General features: G+C 45.9%; 25 protein-coding genes, 1 pseudogene and 1 other annotated feature. Of the genes and pseudogenes, 22 read left to right on the top strand and 4 right to left on the bottom strand.

Features of this window, described 5'->3' with window-relative positions:
- Window positions 1-72: 72 nt before the first annotated feature.
- Window positions 73-1118, bottom strand: a protein-coding gene (locus tag BXP28_RS09835; RefSeq protein ID WP_104932612.1) for an IS630 family transposase whose coding sequence is annotated in 2 segments (ribosomal slippage) — window positions 73-612 and window positions 615-1118 — 1044 coding nt in all. Because the reading frame shifts where the segments join, the coding sequence is not laid out codon by codon here.
- Between the two features lie 119 nt (window positions 1119-1237).
- Between BXP28_RS09835 and BXP28_RS09830 the strand changes: the two genes are divergently transcribed.
- Window positions 1238-1648 (top strand): hypothetical protein, encoded by a 411-nt coding sequence (locus BXP28_RS09830; RefSeq protein WP_077585030.1) that lies wholly within the window; start codon window positions 1238-1240, stop codon window positions 1646-1648.
- Window positions 1649-1713: 65 nt separating this feature from the next.
- Window positions 1714-2526 carry a hypothetical protein gene (locus BXP28_RS09825; protein ID WP_040932310.1) on the top strand — a complete coding sequence of 271 codons (813 nt, stop codon included), beginning with the start codon at window positions 1714-1716 and terminating at the stop codon, window positions 2524-2526.
- Window positions 2527-2626: 100 nt separating this feature from the next.
- On the opposite strand, the gene BXP28_RS09820 is transcribed toward BXP28_RS09825, so the two are convergent.
- The gene (locus BXP28_RS09820; protein ID WP_023482962.1) at window positions 2627-3844 is read right to left on the bottom strand and encodes an N-acetylmuramoyl-L-alanine amidase; all 1218 of its coding nucleotides are present in this window, start codon (window positions 3842-3844) and stop codon (window positions 2627-2629) included.
- A 175-nt stretch (window positions 3845-4019) separates the two neighbouring features.
- Between BXP28_RS09820 and BXP28_RS09815 the strand changes: the two genes are divergently transcribed.
- The 18 genes from BXP28_RS09815 (at window position 4020) to obgE (ending at window position 17814) form a co-directional block, all read left to right on the top strand.
- The gene (locus BXP28_RS09815; RefSeq protein WP_036656363.1) at window positions 4020-4262 is read left to right on the top strand and encodes a DUF4321 domain-containing protein; all 243 of its coding nucleotides are present in this window, start codon (window positions 4020-4022) and stop codon (window positions 4260-4262) included.
- Window positions 4263-4331: 69 nt separating this feature from the next.
- Window positions 4332-4928 (top strand): Maf family protein, encoded by a 597-nt coding sequence (locus BXP28_RS09810; protein ID WP_023482963.1) that lies wholly within the window; start codon window positions 4332-4334, stop codon window positions 4926-4928.
- A gap of 80 nt (window positions 4929-5008) precedes the next feature.
- A complete protein-coding gene (locus BXP28_RS09805; RefSeq protein WP_024094765.1) occupies window positions 5009-5440 on the top strand; it encodes an RrF2 family transcriptional regulator in 432 nt (143 codons plus the stop codon).
- A gap of 485 nt (window positions 5441-5925) precedes the next feature.
- Window positions 5926-6615: a RadC family protein gene (gene radC, locus BXP28_RS09795; RefSeq protein ID WP_046655088.1), complete on the top strand. Its 690-nt coding sequence runs from the start codon at window positions 5926-5928 to the stop codon at window positions 6613-6615.
- 66 nt (window positions 6616-6681) lie between these two features.
- Window positions 6682-7713 (top strand): rod shape-determining protein, encoded by a 1032-nt coding sequence (locus BXP28_RS09790; protein WP_024094763.1) that lies wholly within the window; start codon window positions 6682-6684, stop codon window positions 7711-7713.
- A gap of 30 nt (window positions 7714-7743) precedes the next feature.
- Window positions 7744-8613, top strand: a complete 870-nt coding sequence (gene mreC, locus BXP28_RS09785) for a rod shape-determining protein MreC (RefSeq protein ID WP_024094762.1) — start codon at window positions 7744-7746, stop codon at window positions 8611-8613.
- A complete protein-coding gene (gene mreD / locus BXP28_RS09780) occupies window positions 8613-9143 on the top strand; it encodes a rod shape-determining protein MreD (protein WP_051428017.1) in 531 nt (176 codons plus the stop codon). The genes mreC and mreD overlap by 1 nt, the downstream gene beginning before the upstream one ends.
- A 69-nt stretch (window positions 9144-9212) precedes the next feature.
- On the top strand, window positions 9213-9851 hold the full coding sequence (minC, locus tag BXP28_RS09775) for a septum site-determining protein MinC (protein ID WP_023482969.1): 639 nt from the start codon (window positions 9213-9215) through the stop codon (window positions 9849-9851).
- A 97-nt stretch (window positions 9852-9948) separates the two neighbouring features.
- A complete protein-coding gene (minD, locus tag BXP28_RS09770; RefSeq protein ID WP_023482970.1) occupies window positions 9949-10743 on the top strand; it encodes a septum site-determining protein MinD in 795 nt (264 codons plus the stop codon).
- 12 nt (window positions 10744-10755) lie between these two features.
- Entirely contained in the window at window positions 10756-11928 is a 1173-nt protein-coding gene (locus BXP28_RS09765) for an FtsW/RodA/SpoVE family cell cycle protein (protein WP_023482971.1), read from the top strand.
- Window positions 11929-12056: 128 nt separating this feature from the next.
- Complete coding sequence (locus BXP28_RS09760) at window positions 12057-12971, top strand: M23 family metallopeptidase (protein WP_023482972.1); 915 nt, start codon at window positions 12057-12059, stop codon at window positions 12969-12971.
- Entirely contained in the window at window positions 12964-13839 is an 876-nt protein-coding gene (locus BXP28_RS09755) for a M50 family metallopeptidase (RefSeq protein WP_023482973.1), read from the top strand. Before BXP28_RS09760 ends, BXP28_RS09755 begins: the two co-directional genes overlap by 8 nt.
- Window positions 13840-14017: 178 nt before the next feature.
- A complete protein-coding gene (locus BXP28_RS09750; protein WP_023482974.1) occupies window positions 14018-14347 on the top strand; it encodes a ribonuclease E/G in 330 nt (109 codons plus the stop codon).
- 65 nt (window positions 14348-14412) lie between these two features.
- Window positions 14413-14516 (top strand) — a sequence feature (ribosomal protein L21 leader region).
- Window positions 14517-14528: 12 nt separating this feature from the next.
- Window positions 14529-14840: a 50S ribosomal protein L21 gene (gene rplU, locus BXP28_RS09745; protein ID WP_023482975.1), complete on the top strand. Its 312-nt coding sequence runs from the start codon at window positions 14529-14531 to the stop codon at window positions 14838-14840.
- 15 nt (window positions 14841-14855) lie between these two features.
- On the top strand, window positions 14856-15203 hold the full coding sequence (locus BXP28_RS09740) for a ribosomal-processing cysteine protease Prp (protein WP_024094758.1): 348 nt from the start codon (window positions 14856-14858) through the stop codon (window positions 15201-15203).
- Window positions 15204-15208: 5 nt separating this feature from the next.
- The gene (rpmA, locus tag BXP28_RS09735) at window positions 15209-15520 is read left to right on the top strand and encodes a 50S ribosomal protein L27 (protein ID WP_024094757.1); all 312 of its coding nucleotides are present in this window, start codon (window positions 15209-15211) and stop codon (window positions 15518-15520) included.
- Between the two features lie 218 nt (window positions 15521-15738).
- Entirely contained in the window at window positions 15739-16503 is a 765-nt protein-coding gene (locus tag BXP28_RS09730; protein WP_051428018.1) for a Spo0B domain-containing protein, read from the top strand.
- A gap of 9 nt (window positions 16504-16512) precedes the next feature.
- Window positions 16513-17814, top strand: a complete 1302-nt coding sequence (gene obgE / locus BXP28_RS09725) for a GTPase ObgE (RefSeq protein WP_023482978.1) — start codon at window positions 16513-16515, stop codon at window positions 17812-17814.
- A gap of 38 nt (window positions 17815-17852) precedes the next feature.
- Here obgE and BXP28_RS09720 read toward each other — a convergent pair.
- Together BXP28_RS09720 and BXP28_RS09715 are read right to left on the bottom strand one after the other, a co-directional pair.
- Window positions 17853-19221 (bottom strand): annotated as a pseudogene (locus BXP28_RS09720) (aldehyde dehydrogenase).
- 73 nt (window positions 19222-19294) lie between these two features.
- Complete coding sequence (locus BXP28_RS09715) at window positions 19295-19801, bottom strand: NUDIX hydrolase (protein WP_036656373.1); 507 nt, start codon at window positions 19799-19801, stop codon at window positions 19295-19297.
- 205 nt (window positions 19802-20006) lie between these two features.
- On the opposite strand from BXP28_RS09715, the gene BXP28_RS09710 reads away from it, so the two are divergent.
- Window positions 20007-20489 (top strand): ACT domain-containing protein, encoded by a 483-nt coding sequence (locus BXP28_RS09710; protein WP_023482981.1) that lies wholly within the window; start codon window positions 20007-20009, stop codon window positions 20487-20489.
- A gap of 24 nt (window positions 20490-20513) precedes the next feature.
- The gene (locus BXP28_RS09705) at window positions 20514-21800 is read left to right on the top strand and encodes a homoserine dehydrogenase (protein WP_024094752.1); all 1287 of its coding nucleotides are present in this window, start codon (window positions 20514-20516) and stop codon (window positions 21798-21800) included.
- Window positions 21801-21815 lie beyond the last annotated feature (15 nt).

The raw sequence follows: 21815 nt of genomic DNA, 5'->3' as shown, positions 1-21815 counted from the left end.
GTTTGTTATTCATATTTTGTCTCTCCTGCTCATAATCTACTACTATATAAGTTGAACGAAAGAAAATAGCAATCAAAGTCGCACGCACAGCCGGTCAATAATGGCATGAGGATGCTTCATGATTTCATCCATAAATTGCCCGACACGCAGACGGATTTCGGAAACGGCCGAATAGAATACGTTATTGATCACACTGGACTTGAGCCATTTCCAGAGTCCTTCTACGATATTTAACTGAGGGCTGTATGGAGGCAAGTACACAAGCTCAAGCCGATTTTTTTGCGCTTCCAGAAACGGCCGAAGCAGCTTTGCATGATGAATCCGGGCATTGTCCAAAACCAGAGCCAGTTTCCCTGTTGGATAAGTCGCCATGACCTTTTGAAGAAAGGAAAGAAACGTTTCAGCGGTGTACTGTTCATCTTCTTGCCAAACGATGTGTCCCGTTTCATAGTCAACCGTGGCCAGCAGTTTGACCCCACGATGCTTGCCCGTGGTTGGAATGATGCGTTGCTTCCCGCGAAGGAACCAGGTCTTCTGAATCGCCTGGTAGTCCCGGATCATCGACTCATCCTCGAACAGCAAGTGATCAATCTCCTCGTTCAGTAGCTTTTTTTCAGTTCAGGAAAGGTCGTTTCGGTGAAATGGCGTTGTTTCTTGGGATCTGCTGCTGCGAGCGTGTAGGTCGGTTTCGTATAGCTGAGCCCTAGCCGCTCCATGACCTTGGAAATGCCTCGGAGCGAATAGCAATGGCCCCATTCGCGTTCCACGTACGTGGCAATCAGTTCAAGCGTCCAGTTGTGCTTTGCCGTAAAGCCGACCTCATGGGGAACCGAATAGGCGACGGTTTGTTTCAAGCGATCCTGCTGCTGCTTCGTCAACCGAGTAGGAGCACCTGAGGAATGCTTGATTTGCAAGGCTCCCAGTCCACCGTTCTCGTACGTATGAATGTAACTGCTCACCGTCATTCGGTTTCGATTCAAAATGTCAGCGATCGCCTTCATGGATGTGCCTTTCAAATGCAAATAGATCGCTTGGTAGCGTTCATACATTCGGCGCTCTTTGGTTTGTTGCATGGCTGCCGTTACTTTTGCCAGTTCGGTATGTTTATCCATTGTCATCCCCACTTGTCTATTCTTGATCTGTTTCTTATTCGACAAATGGTTCCTTTTTCCTTGCCAAGGTTTGCTAAGAATATTGATTCAACTTATATAGTAGATGAAAAAAGGGAGAGAGAATAATGAGTAAAAGTAGAATTACGTTTCGTTTCGACCGAACCGGTGAACGGATTCCCCATAAACCTAAGCGTGAACAGCCAGTTATTCCTCTGGAAAAAGAAGAGTTTCATGTAGTTGAGGACGAAATACCTTTGGAATCCTCCTGGAATCCCGGTGAGAAAAGAGAGGAGGATTCCCATAGGCAGCCAGGCATGGAGACGGTGGAACATTTGTTTACGCCCCACCAGCTAAACGAGTTTACAACTGATTTTGGTGTTTATACGAGCCCTTTTGATGGAGAAACAAAAAGAGTAGAGCAAATTATCCGTGATTCCCAGAAAAAGAAAGAAATCCTTATGAGGAAGAGAAAGTACCTTTGGAGCCGGCGTATCCTTCGTATGAACACAGGATTGATGATGGGTTTGTGCCTTTAACGGGGACTTCTATTGTACGGAAAAAAAGAGGTTCACTTCCCTGGATGAAGGTGGGAGCGTCCGTTATGGGAGCAATATTGACCGGAGCGGCATTCGGTTTTTTTGTTCTATCCATGTTCTCAAGTTCAGAAGGAGATGCCAAGCAGAAAGTAACCCCGCCACCTGCTGCCGTTCAAGCCAATACTAAGCCGAAGAGTGAAGGGAAGGCGGAACCCGCAAGTGCATCTGCCGGAACCGGACAGGCTGCTGCGGTGAATATCCCGGCAAAAAGCTTCTCCTTTCTCCAGGGAGGCGTATTCAGTAATACCCAGGGCGCCCGGGCTGCTGAGGAAAAGTTGAAAAAAGAAGGTTTTGCCCCCGTATTGGATTCCGGTGAGAAAGTTACCGTTTTCGTCGGGTTTGCCCTTGAGAAAGAGGATGCGGTTAAGATCAGTCAGCTGGTGAAGGAGAAGAATGAGGATATCTATGTGAAAAACCTGGACATTCCGGCCATAAGCAAAGTGAAATGGAAAAACAATAAACCGGACCAATTGGCCGGGTTGCTGGCTCAAGGAGATAAAAATCTCCAGGCCATGAACAACCTTACGATTCTTCATTTGAAAGAGGCTGCTCCGGCAGCATTGGATCAGGCGACGATGAAAACCCTTCAGTCGGAGGCAGAAAAGTGGAAGAATCTATATACTGCTGCTACAGTGGGAATTCCGGCGGAAGGAAAAGGTGCGTTGGAAAAACTGAATGCCTCTCTCCAGACAGCGGTCCAGACGTTCGAGGAATATACCAAAAAACCAGACCGGGAAAGGTTATGGGCAGCTCAATCGGAACTTATGAAATATGTACTGGCGGAAAGGGAACTGGCGTCTGTCCTTTCAGCGGAATAAAAAAACGGATGGAGGATTTAAATCCTTCATCCGTTTTCTTATAAAACTATTTTGACTGGCTCTGATCCTTTTTTAAAAAAGGATATTCTGTCATCCTGTTTTAATTAGAGTAGTTATCCAGAAGAGCAGCGCTTTCGCCTCTCAGCATGTCCTTCTCAGGGGCAAAAGTAGTGGATGTAACTCCATTGATGATCCCTGTTTTTTTCAGGGTATTAATATATTTCTCCGCCCAGTAACCGCTAGACACATCAGTGAAAGGCTGGCTTGTTCCCGGAGTAGCGGGACCGGATTTTCCGGAAGCCTCTCTCAACAGCTGAAAGACGGTAGCCACTTCAGCACGGCTTATTGGCTTATCCGGTTCAATTTTGCCGTTTCCATAACCCGAAAGGATGTTTAGACGAATAGCCTGGGCGAGCTGGTTATAAGCCCAGTGATTCCGGGACAGGTCTGTAAAGCTATCCGGAGACGGGTTGTTTTTTCCCGGCAAGGGACTTAACTTGGAGAAATCAAAGACTTTGTTCATTAAGGCTACAAACTCCGCACGGGTAATGCTGTCATCCGGCCTGAACATGTTGTTGTATCCGCTGATCCAACCTTTCTTGTACATTCTTAGTACAGCGTCTCTGGACCAATGTCCCAATGTATCAGGGAACGTTACAGGTGCCAGTTTAGCGATGCCGTCCGCAATGGCGTTGGCCATTTGGGTTCGGCCTGTCGGACTTGCCAGCAGTTTGGCATCGTCCACATTGTCGATAAATGCGGTTTCCACTAAAGCGCTTGGTATCGTTCCTTTGCGGATGACATATGCCGCATCCGGTTTGATTTTCCGGTCTTTCGTCCCGATTTCAGTAACAAAAGTGGATTGGAGGCTTTGGGCCAACTGTTTGCTATACTCTGTCAAAGCTTCCATTTCCGGACTTGCCGGATAATCAGGTTGAGGAAAGGCCGCATCATAATAAAGGACTTCGGTTCCTTTGGCATTTCCATTGGCCCCTCCTACAGTAGAGTTTGCATGAATCGATACGAACAAATCCGCTAGCTGCCGGTTGGTGAAGCTTACCCGGTCTTGCAGGCTTACATATGTATCTGTTTCTCTCGTCATGGCAACTTCAATTCCTTTAGCCCGAAGCGCTTGACGGACTTTTAATCCTATGTCTAGCGTCACGTCCTTTTCCTTCAGGCCACTTACTCCAACCGCACCTGAATCTCTGCCTCCGTGTCCCGGGTCAATGACCACTTTCATGGCCAATGCCTGATAAGGGAACACCAGCAGAAAAACAGCCGAAAGCAGGAGCCATTTTTTCCAGTTTCTCTTCAATCATATCCCTCCCATTTTACATTGTACTTATAGAGCTTATTCCTTGCCAGGCGGAATTCCTGCCAAAAACAAGCTAAATTTGCCGGATTATAAAGAATTATGTCGAAATTCTCCCGTTGATGCAGTTTCTGTCTGCACGTATAATGGGAATACTATAAGGAGAGGGAATCCGGAAATGAAGAAAAATACCTTTACACTGGTACTCGTACTCATCATCGGGCTGATTACCGGAATCATTGTGGGGGAGTGGCTTGAGTCCATAAACGGGCCGACCTTTCTAACCGGGTCCGTGGATATCACCTGGCAGCCTAAAGGAGATTTTCAAGTTATTCAATATGATATTCTGCTTAGAATCAAGCTGAATCTGTGCAGCATTTTAGGCCTGGTCGGATCCTTTCTGATTTACCGGAAACTGTAGGCCGGGGTTTGACCGCTGCTTTTTCAGACATCATCCCATATTCGATATTCAGTAAGGAGGTTATACTAAATGCCGCCAACCTCTCTGTTAATTCTTGCTTCATCTTCACCCCGCAGGCAGGAACTGATCCGTTTCCTGCAGCTGCCGTTTATCGTACGTGCCAGTTATGCCAAGGAGGACACACCGGCAGGCATGTCCCCGCCGGATATCGTAGAGACCCTCTCTCTTCGCAAGGCTTCTGCCGTTGCTGAAGTCTGCAGGGCAGCCGGAGAATCCGGTATTGTCATCGGTTCTGACACAATTGTTGTGCTGGATGATACTGTGCTCGGAAAGCCATCGAATGAGCAGCATGCCTTCGAGATGCTGAAGGCCCTTCGGGGACGAAGCCATACGGTATACAGCGGTGTGGCCTGTATGGAAAGCAAGTCCGGCAGGTACCGTGTCGCTCACCGGAGAACAGCTGTCCGTATGAAGCAGCTGGAAGACGAACAGATCCGCAGGTACATCGCTACTGGAGAACCGCTGGATAAGGCAGGTTCTTATAGGATACAAGGTATAGGAGCTACACTGATTGAAAGTATCGAGGGAGACTACTTTAACGTGGTTGGATTGCCGATCTCCCTGCTGGCTGATATGCTGGGGGATTTTAGCATTCGCGTCCTGTGAATCAGAAGGGCAGCTTCATTGACGATCGATTACTGTTATTCTAAGATAACAGTAGATGCACGGGAATGGAGGGATTCCTCTTGAACAGTGAGTTTACCATTGCTGTCCACAGTCTGGTACTGCTATCCCATTTGCCGGGACAAATGGCTACCAGCGGAGAGATTGCTGCGAATGTTTGCACTCATGCGGCGCGTATCCGCAAAATTATGGGTATGCTCCGCAAAGCAGGATATGTTAAAACAAAGGAAGGCTTTGGAGGGGGATTTCTGCTGAATTGTGATCCGGATGCGGTTACCCTGGCAGATATTTACCGTGTCACCTCGGCGGGGTCCTTAAAACCGTATTGGTGTACAGGGGACAAGTCACAGTCTTGCCCGGTTTCCTCCAACATGCAGGATGTGATGAACCGGTTGTTCTGCGATGCAGAGAAACACATGGAGCAGTATTTGGCTGGGCGTACACTAGGTGATGTACTGCACGAGGTGAGATTTGAAGAAACGGACGGGCGATAATAACGGGAAAATCTCCAAAGCCCGCCCTTCCTTTGCGAGCCCCGTAAAGTCTTTAAGGCGGACTTTACAGGGCTTTTTTGAAAAGGCTTTGTTGTTGTGCCAGCGATAAAAATACGGAAATGGGGTCAAGTGATTGTGAAATTAACTCCATAAAAGGACAAGGCTAATTTTCTCCCACGAAGTACTGTATAACGGCCCCCCTATCTTCCGCACCGCCATGGCCCATCGAGCAACAACTGCGGCGGCATATCTCCTCCCACGAAACACGTCCAAGGTCTAAAGCCCTGCTTCGTGTGAAAAAGTCACAAAAAGAAAGTATAAACTACTCGTCCATATTTTCAGTGCGAAACAGCTTCGTTCCCGATAGGGCGATGGGAAGGGAAGGTATTATCCAATCTCACAAACTATCGAATTGAATCAGAAAATGATATAATGTATGAAAATATTGGTATTCGCACAAATTACATTTCGAAAGAGGGGAATTCATGGTATCATCAAGTGTCACCTTGCGTAATGTTCCGAGTGAAGACAGACCCAGGGAACGGATGCTGCAGTTTGGACCCCAGGTACTTAGCAATGCTGAACTTCTCGCCGTTCTTTTAAGGACCGGCACCCTTGCCGAGTCCGCCGTTCATCTCGCAGAACGTGTGCTTATAGACTGTGAAGGCATTCGGGGGCTTGTCGATGCCAGTATTGACCAGTTGACCCAGATCCGGGGCATAGGCACTGCCAAAGCTCTTCAAATCCAGGAAGGAATAGAGCTTGGCCGCCGAATTGCTAGAAGCACGCTTCCGGAAACTATGGTGATTCGTTCCCCGCGTGACGTGGCTGACTTGATGACTGAAGATTTACGGTATTTGCACAAAGAGCATTTTGTTTGCCTTTTTTTAAATACAAAAAATCAGGTTCTGGCTAAGGAGACGATGTCGATCGGCAGCTTGAACGCCTCCATCGTACACCCTCGCGAAGTATTCCGGGCTGCCATTAAGCGCAGCAGTGCTTCCATTATCTGCGTACACAACCATCCCAGCGGGAATCCAACCCCCAGCTTAGATGACATTGACATTACCCAAAGACTCATAGAAGCCGGTGCGATTATAGGCATAGACGTGCTGGACCATATCATTATTGGAGACAAGGCTTACGTAAGTTTGAAGGAACAAGGTTATATGTAATATAATAGACTCTATGTTCATGAACTGGACAACAAGATGGAGATCGGGAAAGGAGAAACAGGACATATGTTTGGTGGATTAACCAAAGATCTTGGAATTGATTTAGGTACTGCAAATACACTTGTTTATCTTAAAGGAAAAGGGATTATTGTCAGAGAACCTTCTGTAGTGGCTCTGCGTACAGATACCAAAAGTATTGAGGCAGTGGGAGATGCAGCCAAAAAAATGATTGGTCGTACCCCCGGCAATATCCGCGCCATTCGCCCGATGAAGGACGGGGTTATTGCAGATTTTGACACAACCGCTACCATGATTCGCTATTTTTTGCGACAGGCACAAAAGGACCGCTTTATGTTCCAGCGCCATCCCAACGTGATGGTATGTGTGCCCTCCGGCATTACTGCTGTTGAGCAGCGGGCTGTAGAGGATGCAACCAAGCAGGCCGGTGCGCGTGATGCCTTCACGATTGAAGAACCGTTTGCTGCAGCCATCGGGGCGGATTTACCTGTGTGGGAACCGACAGGCAGCATGGTCGTAGATATTGGCGGCGGTACAACCGAAGTGGCTGTTATTTCTCTGGGCGGTATCGTAACAAGCCGTTCTATCCGCGTTGCCGGTGATGAAATGGATGATGCGATTACACATTACATCAAACGCACCTATAACTTAATGATCGGAGAACGTACGGCAGAACTGCTTAAAATGGAAATTGCCTCGGCTCTTCCTATGGAACAGCCGCAGCAAATGGAAATACGGGGACGCGATCTGGTGACCGGTCTGCCGAAAACACTTGCCGTAACTTCGGATGAAATTACGGAAGCTTTGGGAGATACCATCAACAGCATCGTGGAAGCGGTCAAAGTGACGCTCGAAAAATGCCCTCCGGAACTGGCTGCTGACATTATGGACCGGGGTATTGTTCTGACCGGCGGGGGCGGATTGCTCCGCAACCTCGATAAGCTGCTTGCCAGAGAGACGGGAATGCCTGTTATGGTAGCCGATAACCCTCTGGACTGTGTAGCGATCGGTACTGGCCGCGCACTTGAAAACATTCATCTGTTCAAGCAAAAACCGTCCTCCACAAAGTATAGAAAATAAGACAGAGTGTGAGTTAGAAGGTGTTGGAATTTGTTTAAATTTATGGGGAACAAAAGGCTTATCGTCTTGCTGCTCGGTCTGATCTGCTTCTTTATTCTTATGGGCTTCACCCTGGTGAACAGATTTCAAGTCACATGGCCGGAAAAAGTATTTAAGGATTCCGTTTCCTGGGTGCAGGGGATTTTCTACAAACCGGCCGGTGCAGTTGCCGGATTCTTTGATGATCTGGGTGAATTGAAAACCATATATAAAGAAAATCAGGTGCTGAAACAGCAAGTGGTGAAATATGCGGAAGATACGCAGCGTTTGAATTTTCTTGAACAAAAAACCAAGCGCTTAGAGGAACTGCTAGAGTTCACGGAAGAACAAAAAAAGGTCAACAATTATAAGTATCACGCCGCGGAGGTTATAGCTTCCAGCAATGAAGCCTATAACAACACCGTTACCGTTAACCTTGGGGAGAAAGACGGAATCAAAACGGATATGGCAGTCATGACGGTAGACGGCCTGATAGGCCGGGTTATACGGGTATCCGGATTCACCTCTACGGTACAGCTGCTAACCAATGTAAGTGATACGGATATGAACTCAAAGGCCATTGCGGTTACAACAAAAAAGAGTCCTGATAGTGACAAGCCCGAATCATACGGAATTATAGAAAATTACGAAAATAACATGCTTGTCATGAACCGTGTGGAGAAAGACGATCCCATTCAGGAAGGGGATGAGGTTATCACCTCCGGTCTCGGACAGGTGTATCCTGCGGGTATCCGAGTGGGGAAAGTGGTTTCCAGAAAGCCGGGAGACTTGGGTGTGAACGATAAAGTACTGGTGGAACCTTATGCCAATTTTTCTCATATCCGGGAAGTCCTGATCGTTGAAGTTCCTGAGGTGAAATGATGTTCAACCGAAACCTGCTTTGGATGATACTGCTCGGTGTAATGATTTTAGAAGGTTCTTTGGTTCATTGGCTGATTCCAAGTGCGTGGCAAAAGCAAGTGTTTGTTTCTCCCAATATTTTGCTGATCGTAATTATGTATATCGGACTCTATAGACACCGCCACAGTGCGCTTGTACACGGTATTATATTTGGTTTGCTTCATGATTTACTATACTATGGCAACATGATCGGGGTATATGCATTTGGATTCGGACTTGTAGGTTATCTTGTCGGCCTCGTCAGCCGCCGTAAACCTCCTCTTATGGCCACCAGTCTTCTATTGATAGCTACTGGGGAACTTCTGTTTGAACTTAGCAATTATGGCCTGAATTATCTGTTTAATATTACCCATGTAGACTTCCGGTACGTACTTACGCATATTGTGCTGCCTAGTGTACTGTTTAATTTGCTGATTGCTCTTCTTCTATACATCCCGATGCGGAAACTGTTTGAGTACATAGGGACAGTACAGGAAGATCGTTTTCATTAAAATTTTCTCTTTCAGAAGGAGTTTGTCCTGTTGTAGCCGAATTGTAAGGGGTGGGAGGTTGGTACGTTTATGACTGCAGTCAAGCACCATGTTACGATTAAAGGAGTCAAAGACGGCCTAATCTTTCTTCTCGAAGATACGTGTGAATTTGAGGTTTTAGTTCAAGAGCTGAGGAACAAACTGGAACATACGCACCAGCAAATCTTGACCGGACCAATCGTACATGTTCATGTGAAACTCGGCAAGCGGAACGTAACGGAAGAAGAGAAAGAACAGATCAGAGCCATCATTGGCCAAAAAGGAAATTTACTAATTCAGTCCATAGAAAGAGACCCTGAAGTGGAGAAAAATGTCGGGCGTACCATAACGACAATGTGCGGCATTGTCCGCTCCGGTCAAACGGTCTACCACGACGGGGATCTTCTTTATATGGGAGATGTGAATCCGGGAGGAACGATACTCTGTACCGGAAATATTTATATTATGGGTTCTCTTAGGGGGATGGCCCATGCGGGGTTAGAAGGGGACGAAAATGCTATTATTGCTTCCTCTTACCTGAGGCCTACCCAGCTGAGAATTGCCCACCTGATTAGCCGTCCTCCAGACGAATGGGGCATTGAGGAAACCTCTATGGAGTTTGCTTATATTAAGGACGGCAAAATGGAAATTGACAAATTGAACCATTTTCACCGTTTAGGTCTGGTCTGATACGGGGTTGATCCGGCCAAGGAAGTTTGGCAGGAATTCGAATAAGACATAGCTTTAATGGTGATGATGGATGGTGTAAAGCTGGGGGAGTGAAAAAATGGGAGAGGCAATCGTGGTCACTTCAGGAAAGGGCGGCGTCGGAAAAACGACAACATCCGCCAACCTGGGCACATCCTTGGCCCTCCAAGGCAAAAAGGTGTGCATGTTAGATACCGATATCGGTCTGCGCAACCTGGATGTCGTAATGGGTCTTGAAAACCGGATTATCTATGATCTTGTTGATGTTGTAGAAGGACAATGCCGGCTGCAGCAGGCTTTGATCAAGGATAAGCGTTTTGAAGAACTGTACCTGCTTCCAGCTGCACAAACGAAGGACAAGCACTCAGTTTCTCCGGAAAGTGTCCGGGATATTGTGCTGGAGCTGAAAAAGGAATTTGAATTTGTTATCATCGATTGTCCCGCCGGAATTGAGCAAGGATTCAAAAATGCTGTTGCCGGGGCAGATCAGGCAATTGTAGTTACGACGCCGGAAAATGCCGCTGTCCGGGATGCCGACCGCATTATCGGATTACTTGAAAATAACAATATTCTCTCACCCAAATTAATTGTGAACCGAATCCGGAATAATATGGTCAAAAAGGGTGAGATGTTGGATGTGGATGAGATTTGTGCGGTACTCTCCATAGACCTGCTCGGTATTGTACCCGATGAGGAATATGTAATTAAAGCTGCTAATAGCGGGGAACCTACTGCCATGAATCCCAATTCAAAGGCTGCTATTGCTTACCGTAATATAGCAAGACGTATGCTGGGGGAAACAGTACCCCTGCAATCTTTGGAAGAAAAGCCAGGGATGTTTAAAAAAATGAAGAAGTTTCTCGGACTAGGATAGGATTGATTTCCCTTGCTTCATAAATTAAAAAGAATTGATGGCATTATTGTTACATTGCTTCTTTTGTTAATGACATTGAGTATTTTCATTGTTTACAGTGCCACGATTGATGATTCTTTCATTAATGTAAGTGTTTGGAAAAGCGTGACTTTTTGTCTGATTGGGATTGCGGCATTTCTTGTGGTCAGCCTAATCGATTACCGCTGGTTATTGAAATGGATCTGGTACCCGTATGGCGTTGCAACGGTTTTACTCGTTCTTGTTATGAAATTTGCTTCCAAAATCAATGGGGCTACAGGCTGGTTCAGTCTGCCCGGCGGGTTACAATTTCAGCCTGCCGAATTAATGAAACTCGTATTGATTCTGGCCTTGGCCCACTGGCTGGGAAGACGTCAGGGCGAGCCCCTTGGATTGGCGAGAGATCTCTTTCCTGCAGGGATTATTACATTTTTACCGTTTGTTATTGTGCTCATGCATCCGGATCTTGGAAATGCCATCATATATATCGTTATTTTGGTTGGTATTTTATGGATAGCCAATATTAGGATTTCACATGCTTTGGCCATTACTTTAATAATTGGAGGAATCCTGTTCACGGGAATATATATCTATGTTCAGTTTCATGATCAGATTAATGATTTTCTTAATCCAATTTTAAAGGAAGTAGGGATTTCTCACTGGCTCCAAAGGATTGATACGTTTCTCTTCCCGGATAAAGCTTCGCATAATGCAAGTTTCCAGTCTGTAAATGCCATTCAAGCGATTGGTTCGGGAGGATTAACGGGTGAAGGGTATTTGCAGGGGACGTCTATTCACAGCAACTTTATTCCACTTGCTTATTCCGATTCCATTTTTGTTATTATCGGGGAAGAGTTTGGTTTCCGGGGATCGGCTTTGCTGTTGATATTATATTTTGTTTTGATTTACCGTATGATTCTCATTGCTATTCAATGTAAAAACAAAGCTGGTTCCTACTTGGTGATCGGTGTTGTATCTATGTTCGTCTTTCAAATTTTCCAAAATATTGGAATGATGATCGGGGTAATGCCGATAACGGGAATTACGCTTCCATTTATTAGTTACGGAGGAACCTCACTCATGATTAACATGTTATCTATGGGACTGGTCATGAGTGTTCAACTCCATCCAACGCGGCTCGGTGATGAGGAATATATGGGAGATTAGAAGTCTGGCGGAAGTAACTGCCGGACTTTTTTTGTAGCCGCCTGTCCTCATATTTCGGACAACTTGTTCATACTTTGTAATATCTAAGCATTTGCAGGGTAAAGACGAGGTTCTGGGAGGACATTCGTATGGAACATAAGGATAAGTTAAAGGAACGGAGGCAGAAAAAACTGGAGGCCCTCAAACAGCAGGGAAGGAGACTGCCTTTTGAAGAAGAACCACCCTTTCCGCCATATCGGCAGGAAAACCGTGTATATGCTGATTTCAAGTCTGGCAGCCCTACACATCCTGCCGGAAATTCAGCACAGGAGAGTTCACAACAGATTCGGGAGGAACTTGAAAAATGGTCGGATCCTGAGTATGTATGGGAACAAAAATACCGCAGAGAGTTTTTAAGCCCTTCAGCCTATGAAACTGGGGAAGGACCGCGTGGCCCCTTCTTCCGTAAACAAATGATAAAACTTGCAATCAGTACGGTTCTGTTTGCTTCCATATGGGGGCTGTTCCAGATGCAGGGTCCATGGGCAGAGAAAGGACGGGAAGTGATCAAGACAAGTCTGACACAATCTTTTCAGTTTGATGTAGTAGCCGCTTGGTACCAGGAAAAATTTGATGGGGCCCCTTCTTTCCTGCCAACATTTCGTACCAGTAAGCAGGAAGCTGTTAAGGCGATTTCGCAGGAAAAGAGAACGTTTTATGTGCCTGTCAAAGGTAAGATCCAACTTCCCTTTACAGAAGAACATCCCGGTTTAGCCTTTCAAGTTCCATCAGGTAAATCTGTTTCCGCTTTGGATGCAGGACAGGTTACTTATGTTGGCGAAAAAGCAGAAACCGGCCTGACTGTGATCATCTGTCATTCGGGAGGAGTGGAATCGACGTACGGATTTTTACAAAAGACGGCAGTTGAACTGAATGACTGGATTAAAGGTGGGGAGAACGTAGGAGTATTGGGAGAGGCGGAAGGCGAAAAGCCCAATTTTTATTTCTCTATGGCCAAAGACGGCAAACCGATCAACCCATCGGATGTGATGAAATTTGATTAAATGGCAGGGAACGGCATACCGGTTTCATCCTTTATTCACCCTCGTATTATTGTTCTCTGTAATAACGGGTTTTTTTATAGAGGCTATCACTTTATTCGGAATAGTGCTTGTACATGAACTGGGCCATGTCGTTTGCGCCAAGGCGCTCGGATGGAGAGTGATGGAAGTCCAGCTTCTCCCCTTTGGCGGAGTTGCAGTTGTGGATGAGTGGGGAGGCGTCTCAGCGCGTGATGAACTTCTGGTAGCAGCGGCAGGGCCGCTTCAGCATGTTTGGATGATAGGGCTTGCATGGCTGGGGCAGCATATATCGGCTGATTCTTCGGGCTGGTGGAACTATTTTATCCAGGCCAATATCCTGATTGGCCTGTTTAATTTGCTTCCTGTCCTTCCATTGGATGGAGGGAAAATTTTACAAGGGCTGTTCAGCTATATCATGGCTTACGAGCAGGCAATCAGAATAACGATGCGGATCAGTTTTGGTTTGAGTTTGCTTATGATCGGATTTGCCTTATTTTTCGCGGCCCAAGGACAAATACACTTGAATTTGCTCATGATTGGAGCATTTCTTTTATATTCAAATTGGATGGGTTACCGGCATGTGCCCTACCAGTTTGTCCGTTTTCTGATGAAGCGGGGAGAACGAACCGAATTATTGATGAATAAAGGTGTTATGGCCCAGCCTTTGCTCGTCCGAAAGCAGCAGCCAATTAAAGATATTCTCAAGATGTTTATGAAAGAAAAATATCATTTTATTTATGTTATAGGGGATCAGGGCCAAATCCATGCCATTTTGCCTGAGCAGCGGCTGATTGATGCCTATTTCCATAACTCCAAGCCGGGGAGTGCAGTTTCCGATCTTTTCATGTAGAATATCGGAAAGAGAGGTGAAACTGGTATGCAGTTGGTCATACAATCAACTCAACAGTTAACTCAGGCAGTTCTGTTGAATCAGGGGATTCCCTTGGAATATGTTTTACAGCAGAATTCGGATATAACAAACAGCAGGAAACATATTTAAAGGGCGTGTAGTTCATATTCTTCCGGGAATGCAGGCAGCTTTTGTAGATATTGGATTAGAGAAAAACGCTTTTTTATACATAGATGATGTTCTTCCCGAAGGACTTGGAAAAAGGAAAGATTTCAAGCCTTCTATTGAGGAGGTACTAAAGCCTGATCAGACTTTGCTGGTACAGGTGATCAAGGAACCGGAGGGGAGAAAAGGAGCCAAGGTAAGTACTCATATCTCTCTGCCCGGCCGATGGATTGTGTACCTGCCTTACGCCGGGTATGTTGCCGTTTCCCGAAAAATAGCTCATGAGGATGAACGAAACAGACTGAAGCAAATAACTGAAACGTTCGGCAAAAAAAGAAAATAACCGGGTGATTCCGCTATTGCGTATTTGAATCAAGATATGCTACAATGTTATGGGTGTGTTGCTATGGCATGCTGTAATCGCACGGATCAGGTATAAGTGCACGAAGGCAGTACTGTAGTAAGGATTTCTGCTCTTTTGGCCACCTGTAACGGCGAGTCTGAGACATGAGGAGGTGCAACGGATGTACGCAATTATCGAAACTGGCGGAAAACAATACAAAGTTCAAGAAGGCGACGTGCTTTTGATTGAGAAGCTCGAAGTGAACGAAGGCGATGTAGTAACTTTTGACCGTGTACTGGCTGTATCCAAAGAGGATGGGCTTGTATTGGGAGCTCCTGTAGTGGATGGTGCTGCTGTTTCCGCTAAAGTGGAAAAGCAAGGCAAATCCCGCAAGATTCTCGTTTACAAATACAAAGCGAAAAAGAACTACCGTCGTAAGCAAGGACATCGTCAACCTTATACTAAAGTTGTGATTGACAAAATCCAGGCTTAAGTCCGGAGCTGAGAGATGATTTATATAACGATAGAGCGGCGATCTGAAGAAGAACCGGCGATAACCTCATATCGGGTAGAGGGACATGCTATGTATGCTGATCCTGGTAAGGATATTGTCTGTTCAGCGGTATCTGCTATTACAGTGGGAACCGTAAATTCGGTGGGAGTGCTGACAGGGCAGATACTCGGTGCGGAGATGGAAGAAGGATGGCTGGAAGTCATCGTTCCTTCGGATCTGCCTGATTCATCGGCTGCACAAGTTCAGCTGCTTCTTGAATCCATGGTCGTAATGCTTAGTTCAATCGAAGATAATTACGGTGATTATATAACACTACAAACAACCTATGGCAAAGGAGGTTGAAACCCATGTTACAACTTAATCTTCAGTTGTTCGCTTCCAAAAAGGGAGTGGGTTCCACCAAGAACGGTCGTGACAGTATTGCAAAACGTCTTGGCGTTAAGCGTGCTGACGGACAAGTGGTAACTGCAGGAAGCATTCTTGTTCGCCAACGCGGAACAAAGATTCATCCTGGTAACAACGTAGGCATCGGTTCGGACGATACACTTTTTGCAAAAGTGGAAGGTGTAGTGAAGTTCGAGCGCTGGGGACGTGACCGTAAGAAAGTGAGCGTATATCCAGTTGAATCCGCACCGGTTGCTGCAACCGTTGAAGCTTAATTAATGAGGTATAGCCCTGGCAGGCGAAAGGTTGCCAGGGCTTTTCTTTTGAGAAATTTTACACGAAACATACCATCCTGAAATAGGTTGATTCATTCTCCTTGTTAATAATGCAACATATCCGTCGAAATGGTATACTGAATGAATGTTGGGATGGATTCCCCGGCAGTAGGCCGAAGCCTGGAAGTATTAGATGAGGCTATGAAAGAGAGGATAGTATGAAGCAGTCGAATGATACCTTAAGATTGATTTACGGTCTTTTGGTGATTTGTCTCATTATGATGGTGGCTTTATCTTTAAATGTATGGTATCGGACTGGTCTTGGAGTGACCATGATTGCCCTTTTGTTTCTCGTTGTATATCTGCACAGGTTTGCTTCTGTGGAACGGTCAAAGTCCCAGCGAGAGGAAGCAGAGCTACATCATCAGCAGGAACTGCTTCACATTGTTCACCACCTCCGACATGATTGGATGAATGATGTGCAAATCATGTATAGCTATACGCAGCTTCAAAAGTATGATAAATTACATACCGCCATGGACAAGATAAATATGAAATTACAGCGTGAAAGTCTGCTGTCCAAGTTAGGCGATCCGGGAATTATTTCTTTCATATATGCGTACCGCGTTAACCGACAGGCCCCCTTTTCTTTGGAAGTTGAATTGGAAAAAGAGATTCAGCTCCGGCATGTTGATCCAAGTCCGGGATTAGTAGGAACTCAAATCAAAGAATGGATTCTCTGTTTTGGGGAAGCGGCTCTACAGACAAACAAAGAGGAGCTTAATTTTCTAAATCTGGAGATGGATGTAGAAGAAGGCGAGCTTCTTTTAGATTTTATTTATCGGGGAGACTATGAGAAAGCAAAATTACAGCAAATTCTGGAGCAAAAGCGGAGCCGATGGAAGGAAACGCGTATAGAACCGGCGGAATTTGACGATCATGAAGCGGCGGTAACAGTTCGGCTGCCCTACCGGAATAAATGAGGTGGAAAGATGTTTATAGATAAAGCAAAAATTTATGTAAAAGGCGGAGACGGCGGAGACGGCCTGATTGCCTTCAGGCGTGAAAAATATGTCCCCGAAGGCGGACCTGCGGGTGGAGACGGCGGAAATGGCGGAAATGTAATTTTTCGCGTGGATGAAGGACTTCGCACTCTGGTTGATTTCAGATATCAAAAGCATTTTAAGGCACAGCGTGGTGAAAAAGGTCGGAATAAGGCACAGCATGGTGCTAATGCCGAGCATATGATCGTAAGGGTTCCTCCAGGTACGGTTGTTATTGATGATGATACCATGGAGGTGATAGCTGACCTTACACGTCACGGACAGGAAGTGATTGTGGCGAAAGGCGGCCGTGGAGGCCGCGGCAATATGCGTTTTGCGACGCCCAAAAACTCAGCGCCCGAAATTGCGGAAAACGGGGAAGAAGGCCAGGAGCGATGGGTTGTGCTTGAACTCAAGGTGATGGCGGATGTTGGACTTGTCGGATTTCCGAGTGTAGGTAAATCCACACTTCTGTCTATAGTTTCAGGTGCTCGTCCTAAAATCGGAGCTTATCATTTTACTACGCTTACCCCCAATCTTGGTGTAGTGGATGTGGGAGATGGCCGGAGCTTTGTCATGGCGGATCTGCCGGGCCTGATCCAGGGAGCCCATGAAGGGGTCGGGCTGGGACATGAGTTTTTAAGGCATGTGGAACGTACGCGTGTCATTGCTCATGTTCTTGATATGGCAGCAACTGAAGGCAGAGATCCTTATGATGATTATCAAAAAATTAATGACGAACTTAAATTGTATAATGCCAAGCTGGAAGAACGCCCGCAAATTGTAGTCGCAAATAAAATGGACATGCCGGAAGCAGAGGAGCATTTGGAGCAGTTCAAGGCAAACCTTTCTAAGGCAGGAGATGAGGTAGAGATCGTACCGATCTCAGCAGTTTCCCGCAGCGGGGTACAGGTATTGATGTACAAAATTGCGGATCTGTTGGAGACCATTCCTGAAACGGCTCTCGTTGAAGAAATCAAAGAAGTGGAAGAAAGAAAGGTTTACCGTCTGGAGAAGAAAGACGAAAAAGATTTTACCATCCGCCGTGAGAATGATACGTTTGTAGTAGAGAGTGAAAGTCTTGAAAAGCTGATTAGGCGGACCAACTTCAGCTCTCAGGAAGGGGTCTTACGTTTTGTGCGCATATTGCGGAATATGGGGCTTGATCATGAGCTTCGCAAACGGGGAGCCGTTGATGGGATGACGATCCGGATTAACGATTACGAATTCGAGTTTGTAGAACATGAATAATAAAGGAAGGGCAGCTTAATCCTAAGCTGCCCTCTTTTCTATTTAAATATCATTTTCAAGAGCTTAAGACCGTTCCTCCGGTTCGGGTAGCGGAAGGGAAGGTCAAAACGGTTGGTCTGTTTCAAGACACTTTTATAGTGGGAGAACTGATCGAAACTGCTTTTTCCATGATAGCTTCCCATCCCGCTGTTCCCTGTTCCGCCAAAAGGAAGGTGGGGATTGACGATGTGCATGATCGTATCGTTCATGCATCCCCCTCCAAACGGAACACTGTCAATAAGGCGTTCTTGAATCAAGTTGGAAGTGGTAAAGGCGTACAGGGCAAGCGGCTTGGGACGTGCATTAACGGAGCGGATGACCTCCGATAAATCGGTATACGTAAGAATGGGAAGTACCGGCCCGAATATTTCCTCCTTCATAATAGGATCTTCCCAGGTTACTTGATCCAGCAAAGTAGGTTCAATAATGAGTCGTTCCCGGTCATATCGGCCGCCCTCAATCGTTTGTCCGGAACTCATTAGGTTTATAATCCTATCAAAATGCCGTTCATTAATGATTCTGGGGAATTGTTCGGGAGAATCGAAGGGCTGGCCGAACAGCTTCCTGATTTGCTTTTTCATTTCGTTTATCAAAGGCTCTTTGATACTGGCATGTGCGTAGAGATAGTCAGGGGCTACGCAGGTTTGCCCGGCATTAAGCAGTTTGCCCCATATGATGCGCTTAGCGGCTTTTTTTAAGTCGGCATCATCATGCACAATACAAGGACTTTTCCCCCAAGTTCCAATGTGACCGGAGTCAGGTGCTTGGAAGCAGCTTCCATGACGCTCTTTCCTACGGCAACACTACCGGTAAAAAAATACAATCAAAAGGTTCAGCGAGTAAAGCCTGGCTAGTTTCCAAAGTACCCTCCACAACCGTGATATACCCCGGATCGAAAGTTTCACTTATCATCCGTGCTATAATGCCGGACGTATGCGGGGCAAGTTCAGAAGGCTTTAATACGGCACAATTACCGGCTGCCATGGCGCCAATTAATGGGGCAATTGCAAGCTGAAACGGGTAATTCCAAGGGGCGATAATTAAAGCACGTCCGTACGGTTCCGGGTACCGATAACTTGATGCTCCCAAATGGGTAGAGGGAGTTTTAACTTTTTTCGGCTTGGTCCATTTCGGCAGCTGCTTTTGAGCAAGAGACAGTTCTTCCAGCAAAATGCCGATTTCAGAAGCAAAGGATTCGAACTCATTTTTATTCAGGTCAAGTTTGAGTGCCTCCATGATGGATGATTCGTATGCTTTAATGGCTGTTTTCAACTTTCGCAGCTGCTCCAGGCGAAACTCTGTTTGTTTGGTCGCACCGGTTTCGAAAAATGCCTGTTGCCGGTCAATGACAGCTTTTATGTTTGGCAAGGAAGAGACCTCCATTTCTATTGAACGGTATTCATTATGTAAAATTTGACAACATACTGATTTTAGATACTCCCTAAGTATAAAGCGGATCTTGAAGGGGAGTCCACTCCATATATGCGGTTTTGTCAGCTTTCCTTCGGGCAGTACCGAGCCAAAGGTACGGGGATGGGCCGTGTTTCCAATAATGTTTAAGCATTTCCTTGTAGACAAACGGGATTTCCCGCACAAACACCTTGTTACGCGGTATCCAAAATAAATCCCCTTCTTCTGTTGTTATGCTGGGTACGGCATCGGTTAACCCGGCATAAAAAAATTGCTGGCGCAGTTCCTGCTGATTGAGGCGTATAAGTATGTATTGAAGCCGGAATTGCTTAATCTGATTTTCCTCAATACCTGTTTCTTCTTGAATTTCCCGCAGACAGGCTGCCCTTGGATTTCGGATTTCCCCAGGCTCTACATGCCCGCCTACTGCCCCCCACATTCCCGGAGACAACGTACGGGAAGGCGAGCGTTTCATCATAAGCAGATCCCCCTGTTTATTAAAGAGCATGGCGGCAGCTAATAATCTTAAGGCGATCAACAGCGGCATCTCCTTTTTTCTTTGATATTATCAGGACAGGACTAAACAATCCTCTTGTATGTACCAAGTCCAGCTTACCATACGGTATTTTGGCCAGGCAATAAAGAGAAACTTTCCGTATTTGACTATTGCCGAAATACTTCCCCTACAGTATAATGTCCTCTATATGTGTACATGAGTATATCTCGAAAGGACGTAAAACGAAATGGGGACAAACAAAAAGGAAGGGAAACAGGTGCCGGAGGGTGAAATGTATTACCTAGTACATGAAGATATCCTGCCTGAGGCCGTTGTTAAAACAATGAGCGCCAAAGAATTGATTTTAAAAGGTGAAGCAAAAACCATTCATGAAGCGGTGGAATGTGTAGGGCTAAGCCGAAGTGCTTTTTATAAGTACAAGGACGGGATACATCCTGTTCATAAATTAATCCGTGAGCGCATCATAACCATATCTCTGGATTTAGAACACCGGTCAGGGATGCTTTCCAAGGTCTTGTCCATGATTGCCAATCATCAAGGAAATGTGTTGACCATTCATCAAACGATTCCTTTGCAAGGACTAGCTAGTGTGATTTTGTCTGTAGAGACCTCTCAGATGGGAGAAAAGGAAAATATGCTTCTGCATCATCTGGAGAAGCAGGAGGGCGTTAAACGTGTGACCGTCATCGGCCAAGGCGGTTCTGTATAACATATACAAGTGGAGGGAAGAAGCATGAAACCAATTAAAGTGGGTTTATTGGGGTTAGGAACTGTAGGAACCGGAGTGGTACGAATTGTGGAAGGACACCAGGAGGATTTGCAATGGCAGACGGGTTCCATAATTGAAATAGAACGCATTTTGGTACAGGACCACAGTAAGGAAAGAAGTATCCCTGTGGATATAGATAAACTGACGGAAGATCCGTGGGAAGTTATAGGGCATCCGGAAATTGATGTAATCGTAGAAGTTATGGGTGGTGTGGAACATACTAAGGATTATGTTCTTGCAGCACTTGAGAAGGGAAAGCACATTGTAACGGCTAATAAGGACTTAATGGCTTTATATGGCCGTGAAATTATGGAGAAAGCGTCCCGGCATGGTTGTGATGTGTTTTATGAAGCCAGTGTAGCTGGCGGTATTCCAATTATTCGAACTTTAATAGAAGGGTTTTCCTCTGACCGGATTACAAAAATTATGGGCATCGTTAACGGCACTACGAATTACATATTATCGAAAATGAGTGCAGAAGGTGCCGCCTATGAAGATGTCCTGAAGGAAGCCCAGCAGTTGGGCTACGCGGAGGCTGATCCCACGTCTGATGTGGAAGGACTGGACGCGGCGCGCAAGATGACTATCCTTAGCACGCTAGGATTTCATGCGGGTATTGAACTCTTCGATGTAAAAGTCAAAGGAATCAGCGAAGTGACAAAGGAAGACATCGCTTATAGCAAACAGTTAGGCTATGAAGTGAAGCTGTTGGGAATCGCTGAGCAGCAGGAAGGGTATATTGCTGTTAGTGTACAACCTACAATGGTAAAAAAATCCCACCCCCTTTCATCCGTGAACGGAGTATTTAACGCGGTATACGTGTATGGGGAGGCGGTTGGAGAAACGATGTTCTTCGGTCCGGGTGCAGGTGAAATGCCTACTGCGACATCTGTTGTAGCCGATTTGGTCGCGGTAGTGCGCAACCATAATTTGAATATCAATGGAAGAAGAACAGCAAGCCCGTACAAAGAAAAGAAACTGAAGACTGATGACCAGATCGTCTACAAAAGCTTTATCCTTCTTCATGTGGATGATGAAGCGGGTGTATTGTCGCAAATTACGCAAGTGTTCGCCAAATATGGAGTAAGCTTGGAATCTGTCCTCCAGCATTCGAATCCTTCCAATCCGAAAGCTGAAATTATCATAATTACGCATGATGCCGATCAGGCCAGCCTGAACAAGGTATTGAAAGAATTTGAAAACCTAAGTGTCATTGAAGAAATTAAGAGTGTTTACCGGGTAGAAGGATAAATCATAAAGAGAGAG

It is taken from the genome of Paenibacillus larvae subsp. larvae (assembly GCF_002003265.1).
Classification (GTDB): Bacteria; Bacillota; Bacilli; order Paenibacillales; family NBRC-103111; genus Paenibacillus_H; species Paenibacillus_H larvae.
This window is presented reverse-complemented; position numbering and strand designations above follow the sequence as displayed.